The 22325-nt window shown below is 45.8% G+C and carries 18 protein-coding genes; 9 read left to right on the top strand and 9 right to left on the bottom strand.

Going from position 1 to position 22325, the window contains the following annotated elements; genetic code table 11:
* Positions 1-24: 24 nt before the first annotated feature.
* Positions 25-819 (bottom strand): DUF4198 domain-containing protein, encoded by a 795-nt coding sequence (locus tag BIZ39_RS03490; RefSeq protein ID WP_187446357.1) that lies wholly within the window; start codon positions 817-819, stop codon positions 25-27.
* 225 nt (positions 820-1044) lie between these two features.
* Here BIZ39_RS03490 and BIZ39_RS03485 point away from each other — a divergent pair, with 225 nt between their 5' ends.
* Both BIZ39_RS03485 and BIZ39_RS03480 read left to right on the top strand, forming a co-directional pair.
* Complete coding sequence (locus BIZ39_RS03485) at positions 1045-3372, top strand: TonB-dependent hemoglobin/transferrin/lactoferrin family receptor (protein WP_187446356.1); 2328 nt, start codon at positions 1045-1047, stop codon at positions 3370-3372.
* A 164-nt stretch (positions 3373-3536) separates the two neighbouring features.
* Entirely contained in the window at positions 3537-3719 is a 183-nt protein-coding gene (locus tag BIZ39_RS03480) for a DUF6435 family protein (RefSeq protein ID WP_039229326.1), read from the top strand.
* A gap of 35 nt (positions 3720-3754) precedes the next feature.
* On the opposite strand, the gene BIZ39_RS03475 is transcribed toward BIZ39_RS03480, so the two are convergent.
* On the bottom strand, positions 3755-6919 hold the full coding sequence (locus BIZ39_RS03475) for a TonB-dependent receptor (protein WP_262385690.1): 3165 nt from the start codon (positions 6917-6919) through the stop codon (positions 3755-3757).
* Positions 6920-7129: 210 nt separating this feature from the next.
* Here BIZ39_RS03475 and BIZ39_RS03470 point away from each other — a divergent pair, with 210 nt between their 5' ends.
* From BIZ39_RS03470 to BIZ39_RS03460, 3 genes are all read left to right on the top strand, one after another.
* On the top strand, positions 7130-7720 hold the full coding sequence (locus BIZ39_RS03470; RefSeq protein ID WP_168533109.1) for a sigma-70 family RNA polymerase sigma factor: 591 nt from the start codon (positions 7130-7132) through the stop codon (positions 7718-7720).
* Complete coding sequence (locus BIZ39_RS03465; RefSeq protein WP_187446355.1) at positions 7713-8819, top strand: FecR family protein; 1107 nt, start codon at positions 7713-7715, stop codon at positions 8817-8819. The genes BIZ39_RS03470 and BIZ39_RS03465 overlap by 8 nt, the downstream gene beginning before the upstream one ends.
* 175 nt (positions 8820-8994) lie before the next feature.
* Positions 8995-9741, top strand: coding sequence for a hypothetical protein (locus BIZ39_RS03460; RefSeq protein ID WP_187446354.1), 747 nt, complete (start codon positions 8995-8997; stop codon positions 9739-9741).
* Between the two features lie 93 nt (positions 9742-9834).
* On the opposite strand, the gene ppiC is transcribed toward BIZ39_RS03460, so the two are convergent.
* Positions 9835-10116 (bottom strand): peptidylprolyl isomerase PpiC, encoded by a 282-nt coding sequence (ppiC, locus tag BIZ39_RS03455; protein ID WP_012520075.1) that lies wholly within the window; start codon positions 10114-10116, stop codon positions 9835-9837.
* Between the two features lie 185 nt (positions 10117-10301).
* Between ppiC and BIZ39_RS03450 the strand changes: the two genes are divergently transcribed.
* Positions 10302-10814, top strand: coding sequence for a YgjV family protein (locus tag BIZ39_RS03450; protein WP_187446353.1), 513 nt, complete (start codon positions 10302-10304; stop codon positions 10812-10814).
* Positions 10815-10898: 84 nt separating this feature from the next.
* Here BIZ39_RS03450 and cyoE read toward each other — a convergent pair whose 3' ends face one another.
* The 6 genes from cyoE to BIZ39_RS03420 all read right to left on the bottom strand — a co-directional run bounded on the left by cyoE (position 10899) and on the right by BIZ39_RS03420 (position 16468).
* The gene (gene cyoE, locus BIZ39_RS03445; protein ID WP_187446352.1) at positions 10899-11795 is read right to left on the bottom strand and encodes a heme o synthase; all 897 of its coding nucleotides are present in this window, start codon (positions 11793-11795) and stop codon (positions 10899-10901) included.
* A 197-nt stretch (positions 11796-11992) separates the two neighbouring features.
* Complete coding sequence (gene cyoD, locus BIZ39_RS03440) at positions 11993-12364, bottom strand: cytochrome o ubiquinol oxidase subunit IV (protein WP_012520077.1); 372 nt, start codon at positions 12362-12364, stop codon at positions 11993-11995.
* The gene (cyoC, locus tag BIZ39_RS03435) at positions 12364-12981 is read right to left on the bottom strand and encodes a cytochrome o ubiquinol oxidase subunit III (RefSeq protein WP_187446351.1); all 618 of its coding nucleotides are present in this window, start codon (positions 12979-12981) and stop codon (positions 12364-12366) included. The genes cyoD and cyoC overlap by 1 nt, the downstream gene beginning before the upstream one ends.
* Positions 12978-14966: a cytochrome o ubiquinol oxidase subunit I gene (gene cyoB / locus BIZ39_RS03430; RefSeq protein WP_069945177.1), complete on the bottom strand. Its 1989-nt coding sequence runs from the start codon at positions 14964-14966 to the stop codon at positions 12978-12980. The genes cyoC and cyoB overlap by 4 nt, the downstream gene beginning before the upstream one ends.
* A gap of 2 nt (positions 14967-14968) precedes the next feature.
* Positions 14969-15910 carry a ubiquinol oxidase subunit II gene (gene cyoA / locus BIZ39_RS03425; protein ID WP_187446350.1) on the bottom strand — a complete coding sequence of 314 codons (942 nt, stop codon included), beginning with the start codon at positions 15908-15910 and terminating at the stop codon, positions 14969-14971.
* Between the two features lie 150 nt (positions 15911-16060).
* Positions 16061-16468, bottom strand: a complete 408-nt coding sequence (locus BIZ39_RS03420) for a hypothetical protein (RefSeq protein ID WP_187446349.1) — start codon at positions 16466-16468, stop codon at positions 16061-16063.
* A 516-nt stretch (positions 16469-16984) separates the two neighbouring features.
* Between BIZ39_RS03420 and BIZ39_RS03415 the strand changes: the two genes are divergently transcribed.
* The 3 genes from BIZ39_RS03415 (at position 16985) to BIZ39_RS03405 (ending at position 22131) form a co-directional block, all read left to right on the top strand.
* Positions 16985-17728 (top strand): IclR family transcriptional regulator, encoded by a 744-nt coding sequence (locus tag BIZ39_RS03415; protein ID WP_230598821.1) that lies wholly within the window; start codon positions 16985-16987, stop codon positions 17726-17728.
* Entirely contained in the window at positions 17728-19050 is a 1323-nt protein-coding gene (locus BIZ39_RS03410) for a polysaccharide lyase family 1 protein (protein WP_187446348.1), read from the top strand. Before BIZ39_RS03415 ends, BIZ39_RS03410 begins: the two co-directional genes overlap by 1 nt.
* 147 nt (positions 19051-19197) lie before the next feature.
* Positions 19198-22131: a TonB-dependent receptor gene (locus BIZ39_RS03405; RefSeq protein ID WP_187446347.1), complete on the top strand. Its 2934-nt coding sequence runs from the start codon at positions 19198-19200 to the stop codon at positions 22129-22131.
* Positions 22132-22325 lie beyond the last annotated feature (194 nt).

Raw genomic sequence — 22325 nt, 5'->3', positions numbered from 1 at the left:
ATTATCTCCTTGTACCCTCAATGATTAATAGGCTTCGAATGATAGTGTGGTGGTGTAGCTATAAGTGGGCACGTCTGCACCATCAGGCGCGTCGGTACGCAGTCTTACTTGCATCAAATAGACATCTTGTGCTGAAGGAGTAAATGACGCTTGCCCTTTGGCATTTGTCGTTAATTTTTCTACATCAGATTCTTCGGCGAACTGATCTTTTCCTTGGTACACCGAGATTTCATGATCGGTAACAGGCTTACCGTTAAACAGAACTTTGAAATTAAAACTCTCGTTGGCAAACAAACTGTTAGGGTGATTAATTGCCACGATCTCTAAGCCGTCGTTTCTTGGCGCTAACGCCTGTTCACTTGGCCCTTTCTTCGTTACGTACGTTGTTGCAAACGTAACTGATTGAAAGTGCTCTTTTAATATCGCACCTTCAGGTAGAGGCTTTTCATTACCTCGCATAGAGCCACGCTCACCGTCCTTTTCATACACGCGAAAAATTGCCCCCATGCGTTTTCCGGTTGAAAACTGGTAAGTCCCTTCTTCCTCTAAAGTGTGCTCAAGAACATTACGGGTAGACAGATCGACAACCTTCTCCACACTCACTAGCTTGCCGCTAGGGGTTACCACTTCAAACGATGCATTCGTAATTGCCGCTTCTGGTACAAAAAATTGTTCTGCAAAAGATGCATCCAGCGTGACTTTACCGCCTCTAACCGGTTCAAACTGAAGCGGTTTTAGGTAAGCCACGTGGGCTAGAGCAGCGCCACTGAAGCAGCTTGCAATAAGCAAGGGTAAACTGATGAGCGTGTGTTTTTTCATGGTTTTTTATTTTCTAGTTGTGTAAAAGTGAAATCATACTATTGCAAATGATAATAGTTATCAATAGTATTACGATCGATTTTTGACGCACGAAGTGTCAAGAAATCGCTTTGACAGGCGCGATTTAAGAAAAATAAAAATGATATCAACCGACGCAAACAGGAGGCTTAGCGTTGATACGAAATACTAATTATTTGCACTTTTATTAAAAATTGGAAAAGAACAATGAAATTTAAACGCTCAACGGTAGCTATTTCGCTTGGCTGTGCGCTAACACTTCCTGCCCTAGCTCAACAATCAGAATTGGCAGTTACAAAGGCCAAAAGTGAAGAAACCCTGACAACGACTGTCGAAACCGTGCTGGATGCACAAACTCTGTCAAAGCGCTCAATTACAAATATTGAAGATACCGCTCGCTATATCCCAGGGGTCCAAACTAATGATACGGGTAACCGTTTCGGTAACGATGGCTTCAACATTCGCGGCTTGGAAGGCGACGCCGTAGCAGTAACTGTAGATGGCGTCGGTCAAGGCGAAACGCTAAACCCAAGCTCATTTGCCGCTTATGGAATGTATGGATCAAGCCGCGGCGAAATTGAATTGGAACACGTAAAAGCCGTCAACATCACTAAAGGCCCAAGCGCTGTCGCGCAAGGACCAGGCTCCCTTGCTGGCTCAGTTACCTACGTGACCAATGAAGCGAGTGACTTTTTACGTGCCACAGGTGATGCCACAGGCGTTAAATTGAAAACCGGTTTTGATGCACGCTCTGACGAATGGCTAATACACGGCACCATCGCTAACAGAACGGGTAACTTCGACTCGCTATTGCAATACACAATGCGCGACAGTAGTGAAACAGAGGCCCACAGCCATGGTGAGAATATCTCTAGCTCAGCACGTGGTCAGGCTGACCCGATGGATAATCAAGTCGATGCAGTTTTACTTAAACTTGCTTATAACTTTTCCGAGCACCAGCAACTAGGCTTTGTTTACGAAAAGACAGACAGAGAAACGAACGGCATACCTCTTTCTCGCCAAAGTGACTCTTATTTCGACTTCACCTCAGCGGATGAAAATAACCGCGAGCGAATTGGGCTTTTCTTTAACAACGAAAACCTGGGCCTAGCGTTTGCTGACAGCATAGATGTGACATTGAACTATCAAGAGCTGTTTTCATCGGGTGTAACCAGCTTTCTTTACGGCAGTGCAGACGGCGACGCTATATTGCGTACCGAGGACCGCAATTTCAGCCAGGACTCATTGAGTTTCAATGTTGATTTAGCCAAATCAATCACCGGAGAATTTAACCATGAGATTATTTATGGCTTTAGTTATCAACAGGTGGACGCAGAAGCGGTGATGTTCGACCGCAGGTTCGCTGGACAAACCGCGGACTCGCCTATATTAGACGGCTACCCTATTCGCGACCAAAGCTTTGTTCCAGAAACCGAAAAAACGTTAATTACAGCCTACCTAGCTGACACGGTTGAACTTAGCGAGCAATTAAGCGTAAACCTTGGACTTCGCTACGATTCTACGGAATATACGCCTACTGTAGACAGCACATTTTCAGATCCCACAGGATTAAGTATCACAGACAGCGAGTTTAGTGCGGTGGTAGGAGAGATTGGTGCTACCTACGAATTCGTAAAAGGCCACTCTATAAATGCTCGAATTGCTCAGGGCTACCAAGCGCCTACGCTCCAAAGCTTGTATTTTGGTACAAACTCAGGCGATGAAGTCACCGATATCATAACTGGTAACACGTTTATTGACCTTGACCGTATTGCCAACAGTGAACTCGATGCTCAAGAATCGACTAACTTTGAACTCACCTATATTGGTGATTTCGAGAACGGAAATGTCAGCGTGTCGGTGTTTAGAACTGAATACACTAACATGATTCAAGACGAGACTTATTCAGCGCCTTATGGCACTGAAGTAACTACCGTGCAGTGCGGTCGCTTCGGTTGTGAAACCGTAGTGAATACTGATGATGTATTCACGCAGCCACAAAATACGGGCGAACTGACTGTTGACGGTTTTGAAGTTACGGCCAATTACCATTTTACCGATAATGTATCAGGTCGTTTTGCTTATACGGCATTGGACGGTACCTACGACACCGCATCTGCTTTTAACAATGCGGGGGACGACTTAGAAACCATATCGCCAGATACCGCAACAGTTGGACTAGGCTACGTATCTGATGAAGGTGATTGGGGCGCAGAACTTGTCGCAATTTTGAGTAAAGGGGTAGAAGAAAGTACTCAACTTAGCTACACCTCGTTGAACAACGGTGCAGGTCCATCGCATACGCCTGCAGGCTATGCTGTTTTCGACCTGCTCGCCTACTACGACATTACTGAAAACCTGCGCTTTACCACGGCGATCTACAACCTTACAGACAAAGAGTATTACCGCTGGGAAGTACTTAATAGCGTAAGAGACGGTACTGGTGGTTTCTTTGGCGGTGTGAGCGGTAATGGATACCAGCGCTACTCAGAGCCAGGCAGAAGTATTAGTGCCTACGTCACTTACCAGTTCTAATGTAACCAAAGTGCAGGCCATACTTAGCTCAACTTAGCCAAGTGGCCTGCTATTCACTCAAGTATTCTCCCATGAATGTTTATGAAAGTTTGTTCACGAAAATGGGTGATCGAAAGTTCCTGTTCAAACGTTTTCTCGCTATCTCTCTTTTTAGGACTTTCACTATGTTTGGACTTTTTAAAAGCAATCCAACCAAAAAGATGCGGAAGCAGTATGACGCCCTTCTTGAAAAAGCCATGCACGCGCAAAGAAACGGTGACATAAAGACTTATTCATTGCTTACCGCCCAATCAGAAAAACTGTGGAAAGAAATAGAAACACTGGAGAAGAATACACAAGGAACATAAATGCTAGGCGCTTGCACATTGCGTGTGACCGAATACTAATACGTGATGTTTACACCTAAGGCGTAGCGCGCCCCCGCGTCTTGCACAAGCAAGAGATGATTGCTGAATCGGCCGCGCTTATGCACGGTTTCGTTAGTAATATTGATACCTTCAAAAAATACAGAAACCCTCGGGCTAAATTGGTATGAAAGGCTCATATCCCACTGCTTGTAGGGGCTAACAAAAGTAGGCTCGGTGCTTTGGGTTTGGTTCAGCGATTGCAAGAACCCTTCTCGCTGGTTCCAGGCCACCCGCCATTGCAGCGCATTTTTTTCATAAAACAGCACCATGTTTTTGGCACCCGACAACCCTGTAAGTGCGAAGGTTGAACGGATATTGGCGGTGTCTAATTCAGCGTTGCTGTCTACAAAGCTCGCATTGGCCTGAATTCCCCACCCTGACTCGCCAAACAAATGCTGTACTGCTACCTCTACCCCTTCAACCGTTGCAGACTCACCGTTGCTAGGAGATATTACGGAAAACTGCGCTAATGCATCAGCATCATCAACCGCGTTTGGATTTGAGCCGGTGCTAGGGTCAGTCACGTTATTAAAGGTTTGTGTACTGCTTTCATTAACAATGAAATTATCTACCGTTTTTCTAAAGTAACCTGCCGATATATAGCTATTTTCCTGGTAGTAATGCTCTATGGCCAAATCAATGTTTTTTGCCTCAAAGGGTAATAGCTGTGCGTTTCCGATACGTGCCCGCAGATCACCACCTTGTCGCGTGGTGGTGTAAGTTACGCCCGGCGCCATTTGTTCTAAGGTTGGGCGGGTGATACTGTGATTATAAGCTGCGCGAAATACCCAACTATCTAACCAGCTGGCTTTAACACTCACGCTAGGTAAGAGATTGGTGTAGCTTGACGATTTATCAATATTTACCGAGGCACCAAACTCTTGCCCCAGCTCAGTTTGGTCTAAAATAACTAATGCCGATAACTGTTCATCGACACCGCTTACCTTTACGTCAGTGTACTCAGCACGTAGCCCTGCATGCACATCGATAAACCAAGGCGCGTAATCCTTTTCAACAGCGGTTTGAATATATCCCGCATACACTGTTTCTTTAACAGCGAAAGAACTTCCCCGTGTTTCAGCGGCTAGACTGACATCCCCAGCGTTTTCCAAGTAACGGAATAATGTATCACCATCGTGGCGCAGCCACTGATGAGGTATGTTCTCATGCCCACTAATTGAGCCTAGAAAATCGTCGCCTGCGTCAAATATGGTTTGGAAGCTATCGGGAATATCTGGTGCATCAAAATAGCCGCAAAAACTGCAGTGTCTTGCGTCTGCTTCGTTGTCTCTTCTTTCGTTGGCTTTTTCGCGCTGAGTTAATGCTCCACCAACGTCAATTTTGCTAAACCAGTTTTCATCCCCAAGCACACTTACATTGATTTTTGCTTGCCCTATATCGTCATCAATACTCCACCCTCTGCGCAACATCACGTGGGAACGGCCGTTGGCTGGATCTAAGTAATGGGACACGCCAACCGGCTCCCCCAAGGCATTTACCTGACGGGGGTTGGCTTGTTCAAAGCCCGATATTGCGGGCAATATATTCGACTGACGATGATCGAATGAAGAGCGATTTAGATAACCGATAAGCGAGAGAGAATTACCCTCTCCATTGTTGTCATCGACATTGGCCATTGAGTAAGACAGATCAGCATCAACAATTACGCTATCGCTTGCGATGTAGTTCGCTGCAAAACCGAAGCTCCTCAAAGTCGATGAACGGTTAAATGTGCGCGCGTGAAAGTCGGTGGCATGCCCGCTATTTTGTGAAAAGGCCACCGCCGTGCCGTTTTCATCCACCGTAACATCTTCAAGGTTGCTCGATGTAAACCAATGTCCCATTGAGGTTGCCGAGGTTTCAACATCAAATGTTGACCCCAGATAATCGGCCGTAAGCTCGAGCTTGTTGTTAGGTCGATATTGTAAAACGAGCGCAGACCCCGTACGGGTTCTATCGTCAAAGCGTACTCTTTGATCGTAATTCCTGGGTACATATAGCGTAGAAACGTCATCAGAAAGCTCACTTTCAGGTACGTTAGTATTTACCAACCAACCATCAATTTGCGCTTCTTCTAGTCGCGCTTGACGCTTGTGTTGAGTAAAAGAGGCTAGAATGCCAAACGAGTTATTCAAATAAGTGTTGCTGAACATAGCAGAGGTAGAAGGCGCATATTGTTGCGAGTTAGTATCGTACTGCATTTTGATGCTGCCAGCCGCCCGCATTCCCTTGAACGAAAGAGGTTTAGCGGTGTGAACATCAATCGTAGCGCCGATGCCACCTGACTGCATGGTCGCCTGGCTTTGTTTGTGCACGGTAACACTGCTGACAATCTCAGAGGCCAGTGTATCAAAGCTGAATTCGCGCCCGAGCTTATCGGTTGCCATGGGCCTGCCGTTTAATAACACCCGATTAAATTCCGGCCCAAAACCCCTCACGGTAACAAGTTGGCCTTCCCCTTCTGCGCGGTCGATAGATACGCCAGAGACACGCTGCAGCGCTTCTGCGAGGTTTTGATCGGGAAACTTGCCCATATCCACCGACTGAATAGTATCAATGATGACGTTCGCGTTGCGTTTAATCCCCACCGATTGAGCAACACGCGCTCGCAAGCCCCTTACTTCAATGTATTCAATGTCGTAACTACCTTGCTCATCCGGTACGGTCACCAAGCTATCGTCTTGTGCGGTAATGGCGTTAAAAAGACGACCAAGCAAGTGATTGTTTTCATCACTATCGCTAGCAGGCACTATCTTTATTCGGGTGTTATCGACAATATCAGCACTCAGGCCTGTACCAGCCAAAAGCTTTTCTATTGCTACTTGCGGGGTATAGTTACCACTTACTTCATTTGCAAAAATATGCCTGACTTTATTGAAGGGAAAGACTACGGTCAGCTCGGCTTGATTGGCAAATGCGATGATTGCCTCGTCTGCACTTTGTGCAGGAATAGCGAAATCTATTGCGGAGACCGGCGATGTATTCTGTGTAATCACTTCTGCTTGTTGGTGGGGCAGCACTGACTGCGCAATAACAGTGTGACTTGCGCCGAACGACATCATGCACAGTGCAACCGTTAAAGCTTTAGGCTTAAAAGGCAGCATGATTATTGTGTCGAATGGTTCACTTGCCACAGGCATATTTGGTTTTACGCTATTGTTATTATTGATTATTAGAGTGTGTGATGCGTATGCGTCACCCTACACGTTATTGTTGGTGTTGTTTTAAACTAGCGTCGCATTATATACAACCCATTAACAAATTTAATTTTTGAGCGATAATGTTGAAAATACTGGGGGAAAATAGCGTGGCTGTCGTCTTAGTAAGTAACAACGATAAAAAATAACAATATGCCCATAGAAACAGCCATACATAATGCCTATATGTCGGCGCGCGGCTCGATGGCCAAAATGCTGTCGCGCCTTGTGCCGCCTAAAGAAGTGGATGACATACTGCAGGATACGTATGTTCGCTTGTGTCAGGCGAAATCTACCGAGCATATTAAAGAGCCCAAGTCGTTTTTGTTTAAAACCGCAAAAAACTTGGCCTACGATCACTTGAAGCGTGCAGAAACACGCATGGTAGACGACAGCGTAGAGGTTGCGGCAGCACTGGAAAGCGCAATTAGCGGTGTTGAAGATGAAACATTTCACAACAACGCTACCCAGCAAGAGTTTAAGTTGTTTTGTGATGCAGTGCGCGCCCTACCCAAACAATGCAGGCGCGCATTTGTGTTGAAGAAAGTGTATGACTACTCTCTTAAAGAGATTGCCCAGGAATTAGAGATAAGCGAAAAAACCGTGGAAAAGCATATTGCTGAAGGGATTAAAAGATGCACCTTATTTATGCGACGACAAACAACGTCGTATACACGGCCGAACGCTTATCAAAATGGTGGGCAACACAGCTCGGCGGATGTAAAGAGAGACGCCCATGAATAGTTCTAAAAACGAAACTAAAACCGACAAATCAGACACCCAAAGCAACGTTGTTCAATTTAATAGCGATGATCGAGTGCTTGATACCGCCAGCGAATGGCTTGTGAAACTCGACGAGGGGCTTGATGCCGAAGAAATGCAAGCGCTAAAAAAATGGCTTGCAACGCCATTGCATCGAGACACTTTCCTAGAGATGGTAGCGTTATGGGACAAAATGTCTGTGCTTAGCGAATTGGCTGATATCGTCCCTCATACACCTGAGCCTAACGCCAAATACAAAACAAACAGCACCGTGGCTTGGAAGCGCCCGCTGGCCATTGCAGCCTCGTTCTTAATGGTTGGATTGTTAAGTTATCAGGGTCTAAATTTATTCTCGTCGTCTAATCAAACCGAACCGGCTTTACAAGTAGCAAACTACTCGTTACAAGCCACGACCAAAGCGGGCGAGCACAAAAGTATTAGCTTAGAAGACGGCAGTACACTATGGCTTAATACCAACTCTCAAGTGAACATTGCCTTTACTGAAACCTCACGGGTTATTCAGCTTGTCAAAGGTGAGCTTCATATCGAAGTGGCAAAAGACAAATCCCGCCCGCTCAATGTACTTGCAGCAGGTAAAGCTATACAGGCGGTTGGTACTGCATTTAATGTGCAATATCACCGCGGCGACCTTGAACTGGTAGTTACCGAAGGCGTGGTAGAAGTCGCCAGCTATACACTTAACAAAGCGAATGGCGAAAGCATTATTGATCCAATTATTAAACCGCAGGCTCAGCCACTGACGTTAGTTCAAGGTGAAAAATCGCTTTTATCTTTGCCTAACAGCACCGTTGAGACCGTGTCAGATGAAGATATCGCGAATGATTTAAGCTGGCGTGAGGGCAAGATTGTATTTCGCGGCGAGCCATTAATTGACGTGATTGAAGAAGTAAGCCGATATACGGATAAAACGGTCGTTTTAGGTGATGCTGCGCTTGCTAACATGCAAGTAGCAGGGCTATTCAACACCAATGATGTAGACGCGCTTATTGCCGCCCTTGCCGACAATTTACAGATATCTACAGACTACTCTAGCGACACTATTGTTCTTCGCCCCCGTTAACGGTGGGTTTGCTCATAAGTTCTTACTTAGCTTTATTGAGCTACAAACTAAGAGTAAAGCGCGTTCTAAAGCTTAACTCGCGCTTTTACCCACTCCCCCTTACAATGACGCCTTATACCAGTCGGCATGCATTGGTATGATAGATAAATGCATCAAACAATAAGGCGTCTTTGATATGCAAATAGGCAGTGCTGTAACGGCAATTAAACATTTCACTTCCAGGCTACTATTTCTGGCCACCTGCGCGGTGCTATCTAATACAGCTTTCGCCATTGAAGCTGGCCAATATTACTATTTCATTTCTGACAAGTGCGTGGCTAAAGGCCCTCAAACGCCCGAAGAGCGAGGCGCCGTAACCCCAGATGTTATGCTATTTGAAGTGGTACCTGCGGGGATCAGCGACTACTACGTAAACATGAATACGAGCGCACTGATTCACTATACAGAGGAAGGGCAAGCGCACCTTTCTTCAATGGAAGCAGAGCAGGCCTATACTGCTGGTAAAGCACCGTCGAAAGACAGCCTTAGAAAAGATGGCAATGCCATTCAGCACGACTTCATGCTGCAGCGCGAAGCAATAGATTTAAAAACCCTGATAAACACGTTAAATGGTTTTTCCCAGCTGCAGTCTGATAAAGGCTACTTTTTTAAGAAAATCGTAGGCCTTTCTAACCCCGACGCTAAATTTAAAGCCATTACCCGGGTTCGCTTAAGCGATATGGGTTACGACAATCGCATGATGCTAACAAGCTACTCCAGCGACTACTTTATGCTGGATGAACAAGGTAAGGCCTCTGACACAGCTTTTATTACGGTAGATCACGGCGCAGCGCTACGCAATTCACTGCACGACACCAACAGCCCGTACGCCATATTTACCAAAAATTCAGTATGCGGTGAAAAGTGGGAGCCGGGCAATTAACAAGGTAATTAGCTAGGACATACTTTAAACGCTTGTTGAATGGATCGGGCTTACTTCGGCCTTTAGCGGCTTTGGTTTTAAAAGGCTCTGGTTTTAATTACTACGATAAAGCGTTTTAATAAGGTGGTAGCCGAAACGGGTCTTCACCGGCCCGTGTACTTTTAGCACGTCTTTTTTAAATACCACATCGTCGAAGGCTTTTACCATTTGGCCTCTACGGAATTCACCAAGATCGCCGCCACGCTTGCCCGACGGACATTTAGAATGACGCTTTGCTAACGTCGCAAAATCCTTACCCTTTTTAAGCTGCTCTAAAATAGAAAGCGCTTCTTTCTCTGTTTTAACCAAAATGTGAAGTGCGGATGCCGTTGCCATGGAAAGGACCTAATTTGTCTCGGGGTTTAAGAATAATATCGTGCACGCTAAGTATACCCTAGTGAACAACCCGCCTGCCATTAGTCAATGTGATGTGTTGGGCTAAAAAAGCGATGTAAAGGCTACTCTGCTGTTTAAAAACTGCGTATCGTTAACCTTTATCAATCTTTGACGAGCCTTCCCTTTTGTTACCAGAATTCGACTTGGCCCAAGCGATAGGATTGCTGAGTTTTGCGCTTGGCATTTTGTGCTTTTATCAGCGTGATGATCAGCACCTGCGAATAATGATGGTGGTGATGAATTTAAATCACGCCCTGCATTTTGCGCTACTTGGTGCCGTAACCGCATGCTTAAGTGCCTTGCTTTCAGTGGTAAGAACAGGCATTTCAATTAAAACCCGCTCCCGCAGTGTCGCCTATCTATTTATATTAATATCGCTAGCAGCCGGGCTCTATTTGGCCGAGGTTTGGTACGATTTATTCCCTATTTTGGGCACGTGCATAGGCACTTATGCCTTATTTTGTTTGTCGGGAATACGCATGCGTTTAGCGTTTTTGTGCGGCGCTATATGTTGGCTAACCAACAATATTATTGTCGGTTCTATTGGCGGCACCCTGCTTGAAGCTACGCGACTGGCAGTTAATAGTTTCACTATTATTCGCTTGTACAGAGGGAAAAAAGCACTCGGTCAGGCCTGATTGCCCAAAGTGAATGCGTTGCTATACGCACACTGCATTGGAAGCTCCCAAGCCAACCTCGCCGAGTGAGTCGAAACACGTCAATTAGAACGAGAGCGCAAACAGACTCGTTACTGACGTATGATAGTCCAGTGACATAGCGACGGATAACAGCGTTATATTCACAATGGAGAAACCAAAAACACGTTTTGCCCAGCCTTCTACGTTGATGTCGGGTCTGTATCCGCGCAGCGCCATCAACAGCCACCAAAGGCTTGTTGCGAAAGCAACTGTCAAAAAGCCAATACCCGTATAACCGCTGAGTGGAAGCAGCATTACTACTAAAGCAAATAACGCAATATGAAGAACAATATGGCGTTTTGCTTTCGCAATACCTTGCGATACAGGCAATACCGGAATGCCAGCCGCCTTATAGTCGTTATATCTGAAGATAGCGATGGCATAAGAATGGGGCATTTGCCAAATGCTGAACATACTTAGCAAAATAGCCGCAGCCATATCAAACTGACCGCTCGCGGCGCAATAACCGACTACGGGCGGAACGGCCCCCGACAGACTGCCAACGAAGGTGCCATACACCGAATTTCGCTTCATATACAGGCTGTAAACACCCACATAAATGACGTAGCCAAAAGCGGCAAAAAATACCGAGGTAAGGTTGGTGTAAGCTGCTAACAAGCCGAACCCCGAAATGCCTAGCACAGCACCATGCAACATCGCAGTAAGTAATGGCAACTCGCCTGTTACCGTAACCCGGCTAGCCGTGCGCTGCATTTTGCCGTCGATATCTCGGTCAATGCAGTTATTAATGACACAACCTGAAGCCACCACCAGCGATAAACCGATGAGCGTTGCGAGCAATAGCCAATAATCTATATCGCCACGGGACGCGAGCAAGAAACCGCCCGTTACCGAAATAGCATTGCCCATAATAATGCCGGGCTTGGTAACTGAGAGGTAACGTTTATAAGTAGAGGTCATGGGTAAAATCCAAATTTAGAACGCGCCCATTTAGACACGTATCAAGGTGTACTGAGAAGCCCCAATGTTGCCCCCAAAAAAGGTTGCACCAATAGAAGGGCGAAACATGAGGGCTTAACGTACTTACCGCGATGAATTAATCACATTGAAAAGCCTGACATGATCGTCAGGCTAGACCACGCATATACAGAGATTTGCTAATACATCATCATGGCGTTTGATTCGTAGATGATCCAAACGGATAACCCAACCACCATGAAAATAATAAGCGCACTGAATAAGAATGAAAACGTATTGGCTCTGCCTTCTTCAGTAACAAAGTTAAGGTGCAAAAAGTATTTAAGGTGCACCCAAATTTGAACCAAGCCCAAAGTTACCACGCTCCAAATCGTAGTAACTTTAGATAGGTCGCCATTCATCACTAGGGTGAACGGAATAGCGGTAAGTACCACAGATAGAATGAAGCCAATAATATAAGACTTCACATCGCCATGTGCGTCATCACTATTGTGGGTCGATGAAGCGTGACCGTCCGTATTTGAAGCTAATTTTGCATCGTGTAACGCCATTACATTGCCCCCATTAAATACACTACGGTAAATACACATATCCATACGATATCGAGGAAGTGCCAAAACAGACTTAAGCAACTAAGTCGAGTAACAGTTTGCTCACCTAAACCTCGGCGGGTTACTTCAATAAACATGATTGTCATCCAAATAAGGCCCGCTGTAACGTGCAGTCCGTGCAGTCCCACTAACGAGAAAAACGCCGTTAGAAACGCACTTTGCTGCGGCCCGTTGCCATGCTCAATAAGGTGGTGGAATTCGTACACTTCCATACCAATAAAACACGCACCCAGTGCCCATGTCACCGCCAGCCAAGCAAGGGCGCCTGAATTGTTTTGTCGGTGAGCACATATCATGGCAAAGCCAAAGGTAATGCTGCTTAAAAGCAGAGCGGCTGTTTCAACTGCAACAAAGTTGAGCTCGAAAATATCTTTGCCAGACACACCGCCCGCCGTATTCATAAACAGCACGGCATAGGTGGCAAAGAAAGAAGCAAACAACAAACAGTCGGTCATTAAGTACAACCAGAAACCAAACACGGTGTTGTTTTCATGATGTTCTTCGTGTGCGTGTTCATGCGGCATTGATGCGGCGCTTGATGTTGCAATAGTACTCATGAGCGACCTCCCACTGTATTGGCACTTAAGTGCGTAGCTTCAACTCGTTCAACCTCATCTACCTGCACGTAGTAATCAACATCCGAGGTATAGCAACGCTTAATAAATACTCCTATTCCTGCCACTAAACCGACAACAGCAAGCCACCAAATATGCCAGATAAGCGCAAAGCCCATCAGGGTAAAGCTCATGCTCATGAAAACTCCGGCTGAAGTATTTTTTGGCATATGAATAGGTGTGTATTTTTCAGGGCGTTGATACGAATCGCCGCGCTCCTTCATATCCGTCCATGCATCAATGTCTTTGATGTGAGGAATCTTGGCAAAATTGTAAAATTGAGGCGGTGACGCCGTTGACCACTCTAGCGTGTGACCATTCCACGGATCGCCCGTTGTATCGTTAAGCTTCTCTTTGTTTTTGAAGCTTACAAACAGCTGAAGTAGCTGGAAGAAAATACCAATTGCTATAACAAACGCACCAAATGCAGCAATGTATAACCAGATATTCCAGTCAGGATTGTCGGTGTGATTTAAGCGGCGTGTCATACCCAAAAAGCCAAGCACATATAGGGGCATGAACGCCAAAAGGAAACCAATTTGCCAGCACCAAAAGGCTGCTTTTCCGGTTTTTTCGTCAAGCTTAAAGCCCATGGCTTTCGGGAACCAAAAAGCAAAGCCAGCCAGATAGCCAAATACCGCACCACCAATAATGGTGTTGTGAAAGTGCGCAATGAGAAACAAGCTATTATGAAGTACGTAGTCAGCACCTGGAATAGCAAGTAACACCCCTGTCATGCCGCCAATGGTGAAGGTCACCATAAAGCCTAACGTCCACAGTACAGGCACACTCAATATTAAGCGACCGCGATACATGGTGAATAGCCAGTTAAACAGTTTCACGCCCGTGGGTACGGCAATAACCATGGTCATAATGCCGAAGAAGGCATTCACATTGGCGCTCGACCCCATGGTAAAGAAGTGGTGCAGCCAGACAATAAAACCAAGAATGGCAATGGCACCCGACGCATACACCATCGACTTGTAGCCAAACAGGCGCTTAGCGGTAAACGTAGATATAACTTCTGAAAAAATACCGAATGCAGGCAGTACAAGAATATAAACCTCAGGGTGTCCCCACGCCCAGAACAGGTTGATATACATCATAGAGTTACCACCAGCTTCATTCGTGAAGAAGTGGAAATCCATATAACGGTCTAGCGTCAGCATGGCTAACACAGCCGTCAGAATTGGGAACGAAGCAGCAATCAGAATGTTTGCCCACGTACAGGTCCATGTGAAAATAGGCATTTGCATTAACTTCATGCCGGGCGCACGCATTTTAAACACGGTAACTAAGAAGTTTACGGCGGTTAGCAGTGTACCGAGCCCGGATATCTGCAGGGCCCATATATAATAGTCGACGCCAACCCCGGGACTAAACTCCAACCCGGCTAGCGGCGGATAAGCAACCCACCCTGTTTTTGCGAATTCACCTAACCCCAAAGACACATTTACTAGAATTGCGCCACCTGCGGTCAGCCAAAAACTTAAGTTATTTAAAAATGGAAACGCCACATCGCGAGCACCAATTTGTAGTGGCAAAATGATATTCATCAACCCAATCATAAACGGCATCGCCATGAAGATAATCATGATAACGCCATGGGCTGTGAAGATTTGGTCGTAGTGCTCTGGCGGTAGATACCCGGGCGCACCATTGGTTGCCATTGCAAGCTGAGTACGCATCATAATGGCGTCGGCGAAGCCACGCAGCAGCATGATCATAGCCAACACAATGTACATAATACCAAGACGTTTGTGGTCGACAGACGTTATCCAATCAAACCATAGGGTTCCCCACTGTTTGTACTTGGTGATAAGCATGGCTATGACCACACCCACCACTGCCACAACAGCAAGTGTCACCATAATAATCGGCTCGTGATAGGGCACGGCCTCAATAGATAATTTACCTAATAAAGACATGGTTATTGTGCATCCTCTTGGTGATGGCTGTGTTGCATTTCAGGCATGGCGTGATGTTCGCCCATGGCGGCATTTTCCGGCTTGTTGTAGAAATCCATAGAGCCGTGATCTTTCATGTATTTCATAACAATGTTATGAAATAAACCGTCATCGACTTTGCTGAAATAGGTCACCGGATTGTTTTCGCTTGGCTCAGCAAGCTGCTCGTAGACACCTGACGTTAACGATGTTTGCGACTGCTTAACGCTGGCAACCCACGCCTCGAAGTCATCTTCGGTAGGTGTGGCAATAGCGTTAAACTTCATTCCAGTGAATCCCGCACCGCTGTAATTTGAAGAAATGCCTTTGTACGTACCTGGCTCGTCGGCAATAAGATGAAGCTTGGTTTCCATTCCCGCCATGGAATAAATCTGGCTTCCTAGCTGAGGAATAAAAAACGAATTCATGGTGCTTTCAGAAGTAATCTTAAACGCAACGGGTTTATTGGCTGGAAACACCAATTCATTGACCGTTGCGATACCTTGTTCAGGGTAAATAAACAGCCACTTCCAGTTAAGCGAGACTACTTCAACAGTAAGATGATCTCCTTGACCTTCTAGCGGTGCATAAGGGTCGAGTGCGTGAGTAGAGCGCCAGGTGATCACACTCAACGACACGACAATGAGAATTGGAATGGACCACACCACCGCTTCTATTTTGGTCGAGTGTGCCCATTTAGGGGTATAAATTTCGAAATCGCGACTAGCGCGATACTTCCACGCAAAGTAAAGCGTAAGAAAAATAACGGGAACAACAACAATCAGCATTAGGATGGTACAAAGAATAATCAGATTCTTTTCATCCATACCCACTTGCCCTTTAGGGTCAAGCACGCCACCGCTGCAGCCGGCCAACGTCAGCCCTGCACCAGCAACAATTAGAGTAAAAAGGTTACGAATAGACAAAACAAGTTCCTATAACCCACAAGTTAAACGGCGATGACTGGGCCGCTTAATAGAGAATGGCAGCGTTACAGCATCGAAAAACACACCGATAAAGCTTTGTCACACTTACTGCGCAACGCTTTCGGCGTTAAATAATTAAATCGGAGACGTTTAACTAAAAAGTGGGGGCGCTCTACTGCCAACCGTCTGAACAAAAGGCTGGGGGGATGTAGGGCAAAGGAAAGGAATGGGTCGGCGCTGTTTTGTTATTTGCGCCTTTGCTATAGCCGTGGCTTTTACCAAGAGACCAACTAACACTAATGCAATAGTGGGAACAATAAATTGCGACAGCGTGTGATTGGCCAGTGCAATGAAAAAAGGCTCTACAACCAAACTTTCATTAAACGCACTGACAAATTCTGCCGAGTCAGCCAAGGTACCACTGATAACTAGCGCAATGTTCAGCAGTAACACCAGATTAGCCAACCACAGCATAGCGCCTACACCACTGGTGTAGTTTATTGCGGGTCTAATCGAAGAATTCAGTTCGTCTAAAAAAACGAAAGAACGTGGTGCCATATAGAATGTAATGCCTTACAAGAACAATGCTCTAAGTTTAACGCTGCTTCAAATGAGAATGAGAAAGCAGGCGTGGCAGAGTAATCTCAAATAAGGACAAGTACAAGCCACCTATCGACGGGCTAAAAAGACCTAGTAATTAAAGCACCAGACACAAATGACTATTTTATTAACATTCAGAAGGTAAGACTCTGCTTCCACAGATTTATCGTCGCCCTTAGTACAGATGTCACGCATTTATTCACTTTTTCGCTCGCTGAGTCTTCGACTTGCACCTCGGCAGCACCTACACATGTTAATTTTTTGTTTCAAATATACAAAATTAAACCGCTTACCGGACGCGGTTGATAAAGCGTTAACCTTCTTATAGATGCGATGAGTTGCACGACAGTTTTCTCTCTTTTCTCAATGTAATTGATTTAAAAATCATCAATAATTTAAAATGCCACCGGTAGCATTTTGTTTAATTCGTGTTAATATCGAGCAGTATTATCTTGATTTCGGGACCGCAAAAAGATGGAAAGGTATGTTATTCCCAGTGTTATGCAGGCGCTGCAGCTATGTCAAGCCATCGCCGAGTCTCGCTCGGGGTTAAGCGCCTCTGAAATTGAGTCAGCGCTTAAACTTCCCCGCACATCAGTATTTAGGTTACTTAGAACATTAACCAGCGAACGGGTAGTTGAAAAGCGTGGTACAAAATACTTCTATGGCACACGCATTTACGAAATTAGCGCCGCTAACTCGCGCAGCAGATACGTTCAGAGAATCACTGCACCTGCGCTTTCGAAACTTATAGCTACAACCAACGCTAGCGCAATTATCTGTACATTAGGCGACTACTGCGCGTTTGTTATTGACGTTTTAGATGCCAGAGAAAAGCAAATAACAACAATAAGGCCAGGGACAAAACTGCCCTTATTTGAATCTGCTGCGGGTCATGTCATGTTGGCCTACCATCCCAAGTATCAAAACATGAACGACAGCTCACACCCCGCAAACTTTGATGAACAACAAGCCGCGAAATTACGAGCAACAACGTGTACCAGAGGCTATGCCGTCAGCCACTTCGCACCGCGCAACGTAACGCTTGTTGCCGTGCCAGTCTTCATGCGAGATGGAGAGCTTGTATCAATTTTAGCAATAGAGTTAGAAGGTATGATCCACGACGTTAAGGTACTCCAAGCATGGAGCGCTAAACTCAAAGACATCGCCCGCCAACCAACCACCGGTGCCCACCCTTACGAGCAGGACATGCAGTAATGAAATATATTCCAATTCAACTGATTGTCGCTTTCGTCGCGTTTCTCGCCTTGTCTAACTGTCACGCACAATCATTGGCGTTTGAAGGTGCGCTGGGGTTCGGAAAATACACACAAGGTGGAAACCAAGGAAAAGTGTTAGTTGTTAGCTCTTTGTCTGATAATGCTAAAAGCCCACAAGAGGGAACATTGCGATGGGCTATTGCGCAAGACTATCCCAGACTGATTGTCTTTAATGTGTCTGGCGTGATCGCGCTAGAAAAGGAGTTAGAAATAAAACATGGCAACGTCACCATTGCAGGACAGACATCTCCCCACGGAATTGTAATTTCTGGCGCATCAACAAGCGTTGAAGCTAACCAGGTTATTATTCGTCACATGCGTTTTAGGCCGGGGAAAGACAGTGAAGAAGGCGATGCAGTAACCGTTAGAAATACCACTGATGTCATTATCGATCATTGTTCGCTAAGTTGGTCAAAAGACGAAGTAGGCTCTTTCTACAATAACCAACGCTTTACACTGCAATACAGCATACTATCAGAGAGTTTAAACAACGCGGGTCATCACAAAGGTAGCCATGGCTATGGCGGCATTTGGGGTGGCAGTAATGCTAGCTTTTTGCGCAATATATTGGCCAATCATACCAGTAGAAACCCGCGCATTAACGGATGGCGACTGAACCCGCCTTACCCACAGCAGCAAGAATTCGTTGATATCAAAAATAACGTTATTGCCAACTGGCAAAAAAACTCAGCTTATGGCGGCGAAAACGGCACCGCAAATCTGGTTGGGAATATTTATGCCCCAGGCCCCGCTACGAAAAAGCTATGGTTTTTCCAATTATGGGACGATAAGGAATCACTCACTCGACTTTATGTTGCTGAAAACGTGATGAAGGGCTATAGCGACATGTCTGAGGACAACAGTAAAGGCATAGATGTTAAGAGCGCCAAAACCGGTTCAAAGAAAGAAAAAGACGTAATCACTCGTTCTCTTTCAACGTCGCCTTTTCATCAGAATGAAATAGATAAATTAGGCGATGCGCAACTTACTGCGCAGCAAACATGGACAAGCTTGATTGAAAACCAAGACGTAGGTGCTAATCTCACCCGCACAGGTAAAGATCTAGACCCTGTAGACTCGCGCATACTTAAGCAAATACAAAGCAATCAGTACACAAGCAAATATGGGATAATTGATAGTGAATTAGATGTGGTTGACTGGTCAATTTACAGCAGCTACTTTACTGCCAACCCCGCGCCCTCTTTTACTTTTCATGAAGAAAACTCATGGCGGGTACTCGCAGGAATCCCAACACTGTGATCACTAAATATTCATATATTAATAATTTGTGAAATAAACGTTAAATGTTAGTGCATTCCTATCTGACAAGATCAATACTGCCACCGGTGGCATAGCAAAATACAAATACTACAGCTATGTCGATTTTGGAATTTAGGAGTTCAAAACATGAAAGTGTTTCAATGGACAGCCCTCGCTCTAGCCGTGTCCACGGCGTTTTCCAGCATGGCGCAAACAGCACCCGCTCAGGAAAATACCGAGCAAACTGAAACAAATGAGACCCCTAGCGAAATTGAAGTAGTTGAAGTAAAGGGTGTTAAACAGGCAGACCTTAAAGCGCGTGACTTAGAACGCATGAAAAGCGGCTTTAGCTCTGTTATTTCTACCGATGATTTAGGCAATTTTGTTGATCAGAACGTGGCGGAGTCCCTTCGACGACTGCCGGGTGTTACGCTACAGCGCTCTGAAGGCGAAGGTAAGTTTGTCACCGTACGGGGCTTAGGACCCGGCTTCGTATCCATAAATATGAACGGCGCACAAATGTCTGGTGCAGGCGAAGAACGGAAAGTGGGATTAGACGCACTTCCTGCTGACCTTCTCGGTACCATTGAAGTGCTGAAAACACTCACCCCAGACCAAAACCTAAATTCCATTGGCGGTACAGTCAACGTTAAAGCAATTTCAGCTTTCGATCGCGGCAAAAACACATTAAAAATGCGTGTTCAAGACGCATATTCAGAAGCGCGCGAAAAGCACTCTCCGAAATTTAGCTTAGACGGCACCCAGTTTTTCCTCGACAACACCTTTGGTATTGGCTTTGCCATCTCTCACGAAGACCGCAAAACCCAGATAGACGAAACGCGCCACCACAGCACCAACGAAATGAAGTTTTACACCGCCGACTTGGGTAAAACAGAAGAAGAAATTGCCCAGGGTGACGAAATTCTTGCACCTTCTCAGTTAGAAGTTCGTCGCGAAATTGCAGGAAGAACTCGCCAAGCAGCAGCACTAAACCTCGAATACAAGCCCTCTGCAGACGCCTACTATTATGCCAAAGGCACGTTCACTCAGTTTGAAGATGATGATCGCGCACAACGAGAATTTTACGATTTTCAAGATGCTGGCTCTGTCGGAAACGATGAAATTGTATACGTAAACGGCGCTACGAAAGAGTTTATTCTTAGCGATATAGACGTATTCCACCAGCATTTCCTACAAGAAAGTAAGAACAAAACCATAACGTTCAGCTTAGGGGGAGAAAACCGTATTGCTGAACGCTTCGTGTTTGACTACGAATACGCTCAATCTCGCTCTGAAGAGGACTCCACTGGTGACCGCCGCGTTCAATTCCGTGAACGAGACCTGATTGTTTATGGTCAAGGCGGTCGCGACAACATTAACGCCCGCATTTTAAGCCCACAGGAAGCTGCCGAAATCGCAGGTCTAACCTACGACCCGGAAAACAGTATTTTTGGAACGTCGGGTAGTGGCGATGGTTCTGACCTTTCAAATTATCAATTCGATAACCTGTTTTTAGAGGGCGGAACGCGAATTGATGAAATTAAGACAGTGAACCTTAACTTGCGAACCGACATTTTTAATGACTGGTTAAACACCATTAAATTTGGTGTGCAGGTGAGTGAGCGCGATCACGTGCGTGACAAGGACCGCTGGAGTTTCGACCCTTCTGCCGGCGACTGTAGCGACGACGCATGTATTGCCGCAGTGAATTCTACCCTTGCCGACTATGATACCCAAATACCTTCAAACAGCGCATTCCAGCTGCCGTTTGAAAGCCGCGCAGTTGTCGACCAAATTGTTGATGCCACTCGTCAAACGGTTGAGTCTGCCACAAATGGCGAAGTGTCGATCGAAAGCACTAAGGGCGACTACAGCATTACCGAAGATACGCAAGCTGTATACGCAATGGCAGAGTTGCCATTAGGCGCAGATGCCACACTAACAACCGGCGTTCGCTGGACACAAACCGAGTTCTCTTCTACCGGCTTTTTGTCTTTAGAGAACGATGACTTTGAGTTTAATGGCGCAGGGGCTGGTGCATTGGATATTGCTATCCCTCTTCCAGAAGCATCTATTAAATACAGTGAGTTTTTCCCTAGTGCACACATTAAATGGGAGCCGAGTGAAAACTTCCTAGTGCGTGCCGCAGCATGGACGAGTTTTACTCGCCCGTCGTTTAAACAAGCCCGTGCATTTGCTGTGTTTGACAGCGATATTGAGCTTTGTCCTCCGGGTTCTGACGATTGTGATGACAGTCAAGGTGGCGCATCGCTTCAACAGTTAAGCCAGTATGTGTTGGGTTCTGATAATGCACTAGATGTGGGTAACCCTAACCTCGTTGCAATGACGTCTATTAACTACGATGCGTCAATTGGCTGGTATCCAAGCGAAAACCTCTTTATGGAAGCGGCAGTTTTCTATAAAGACATCGACAACTTTATCGTAGATGTAAACGGAATTGGCATGGCGCTTAATGACCTGCCGCTAACGCTTCCGGTAAACCAGGTGAATGAGTTTGTTATTCCGCAAGACTTATACCTTAACGAGATAAACATTACCGTTAACGGCAACAAAGCCTCGGTTATCGGGTTAGAGCTTAGCTACAACCAGTACTTTGAAAATGGTCTATTCATTCAAAGTAACGCCACCATCCTAGATAGTGAAGCCACGCTGGATAGCAGTATTCGTCAAGGCAAAGTGGCGCTGCCCGACCAAGCTGATACCACCTTCAATCTTGTATTTGGTTGGGAGAGCGAAACGTTCTCAGCTCGCTTAATTGGTAACGTGCGTTCTGAAGTTCTTGAACAAATTGGCTCATGCCCAATTACTGCCGATCTTAACGACCCGAAAGGCTGCAAGATTTGGGGCGACCAATATCAAGATTCGGTTAAAAGCTTAGACTTTAAACTTCAGTACGACATTACTGAGTACGCACAATTGTACTTTGACGCCATCAACCTTACCGAGGAGTCTGACCTTCGCTACTTCCAAGGTAACGCGTTAAGCGGCGGTAATATTCTGTACCAGAAAGAAGAGTACGGCCGCAGCTATCAGCTGGGTGTAAACATTAAGTTCTACTAATTGTCTGCGCCGGGGAAACCCGGCCTTTTCCACATAATAAAGCTGGAGCGGACATGTAGTGCGGTAGTACGCCCAGTAAAATATGGAGATTGAGTACCATGAAACTCACGAAAATTGCTGCCCTGATGGGTGGTGTTATTCTCGTTACTGCCTGCGGCGAGAAAAGCTCTACCAACGTAACCCTCCCCCCCGAC

It is taken from the genome of Alteromonas sp. BZK5 (assembly GCF_014349115.1).
Lineage (GTDB): Bacteria > Pseudomonadota > Gammaproteobacteria > Enterobacterales > Alteromonadaceae > Alteromonas > Alteromonas macleodii.
The sequence above is the reverse complement of the archived record's forward strand: the minus strand, read 5'-3'. Positions and strand labels throughout refer to the sequence as shown.

Excerpts from the sequence above, each read along its gene's own strand:
- BIZ39_RS03490 (WP_187446357.1), bottom strand. The coding sequence starts at position 819 with ATGAAAAAACACACGCTCATCAGTTTACCCTTGCTTATTGCAAGCTGC.
- BIZ39_RS03485 (WP_187446356.1), top strand. The coding sequence starts at position 1,045 with ATGAAATTTAAACGCTCAACGGTAGCTATTTCGCTTGGCTGTGCGCTA.
- BIZ39_RS03480 (WP_039229326.1), top strand. The coding sequence starts at position 3,537 with ATGTTTGGACTTTTTAAAAGCAATCCAACCAAAAAGATGCGGAAGCAG.
- BIZ39_RS03475 (WP_262385690.1), bottom strand. The coding sequence starts at position 6,919 with ATGCCTGTGGCAAGTGAACCATTCGACACAATAATCATGCTGCCTTTT.
- BIZ39_RS03470 (WP_168533109.1), top strand. The coding sequence starts at position 7,130 with ATGCCCATAGAAACAGCCATACATAATGCCTATATGTCGGCGCGCGGC.
- BIZ39_RS03465 (WP_187446355.1), top strand. The coding sequence starts at position 7,713 with ATGAATAGTTCTAAAAACGAAACTAAAACCGACAAATCAGACACCCAA.
- BIZ39_RS03460 (WP_187446354.1), top strand. The coding sequence starts at position 8,995 with ATGCAAATAGGCAGTGCTGTAACGGCAATTAAACATTTCACTTCCAGG.
- ppiC (WP_012520075.1), bottom strand. The coding sequence starts at position 10,116 with ATGGCAACGGCATCCGCACTTCACATTTTGGTTAAAACAGAGAAAGAA.
- cyoE (WP_187446352.1), bottom strand. The coding sequence starts at position 11,795 with ATGACCTCTACTTATAAACGTTACCTCTCAGTTACCAAGCCCGGCATT.
- cyoD (WP_012520077.1), bottom strand. The coding sequence starts at position 12,364 with ATGGCGTTACACGATGCAAAATTAGCTTCAAATACGGACGGTCACGCT.
- cyoC (WP_187446351.1), bottom strand. The coding sequence starts at position 12,981 with ATGAGTACTATTGCAACATCAAGCGCCGCATCAATGCCGCATGAACAC.
- cyoB (WP_069945177.1), bottom strand. The coding sequence starts at position 14,966 with ATGTCTTTATTAGGTAAATTATCTATTGAGGCCGTGCCCTATCACGAG.
- BIZ39_RS03420 (WP_187446349.1), bottom strand. The coding sequence starts at position 16,468 with ATGGCACCACGTTCTTTCGTTTTTTTAGACGAACTGAATTCTTCGATT.
- BIZ39_RS03415 (WP_230598821.1), top strand. The coding sequence starts at position 16,985 with ATGGAAAGGTATGTTATTCCCAGTGTTATGCAGGCGCTGCAGCTATGT.
- BIZ39_RS03410 (WP_187446348.1), top strand. The coding sequence starts at position 17,728 with ATGAAATATATTCCAATTCAACTGATTGTCGCTTTCGTCGCGTTTCTC.
- BIZ39_RS03405 (WP_187446347.1), top strand. The coding sequence starts at position 19,198 with ATGAAAGTGTTTCAATGGACAGCCCTCGCTCTAGCCGTGTCCACGGCG.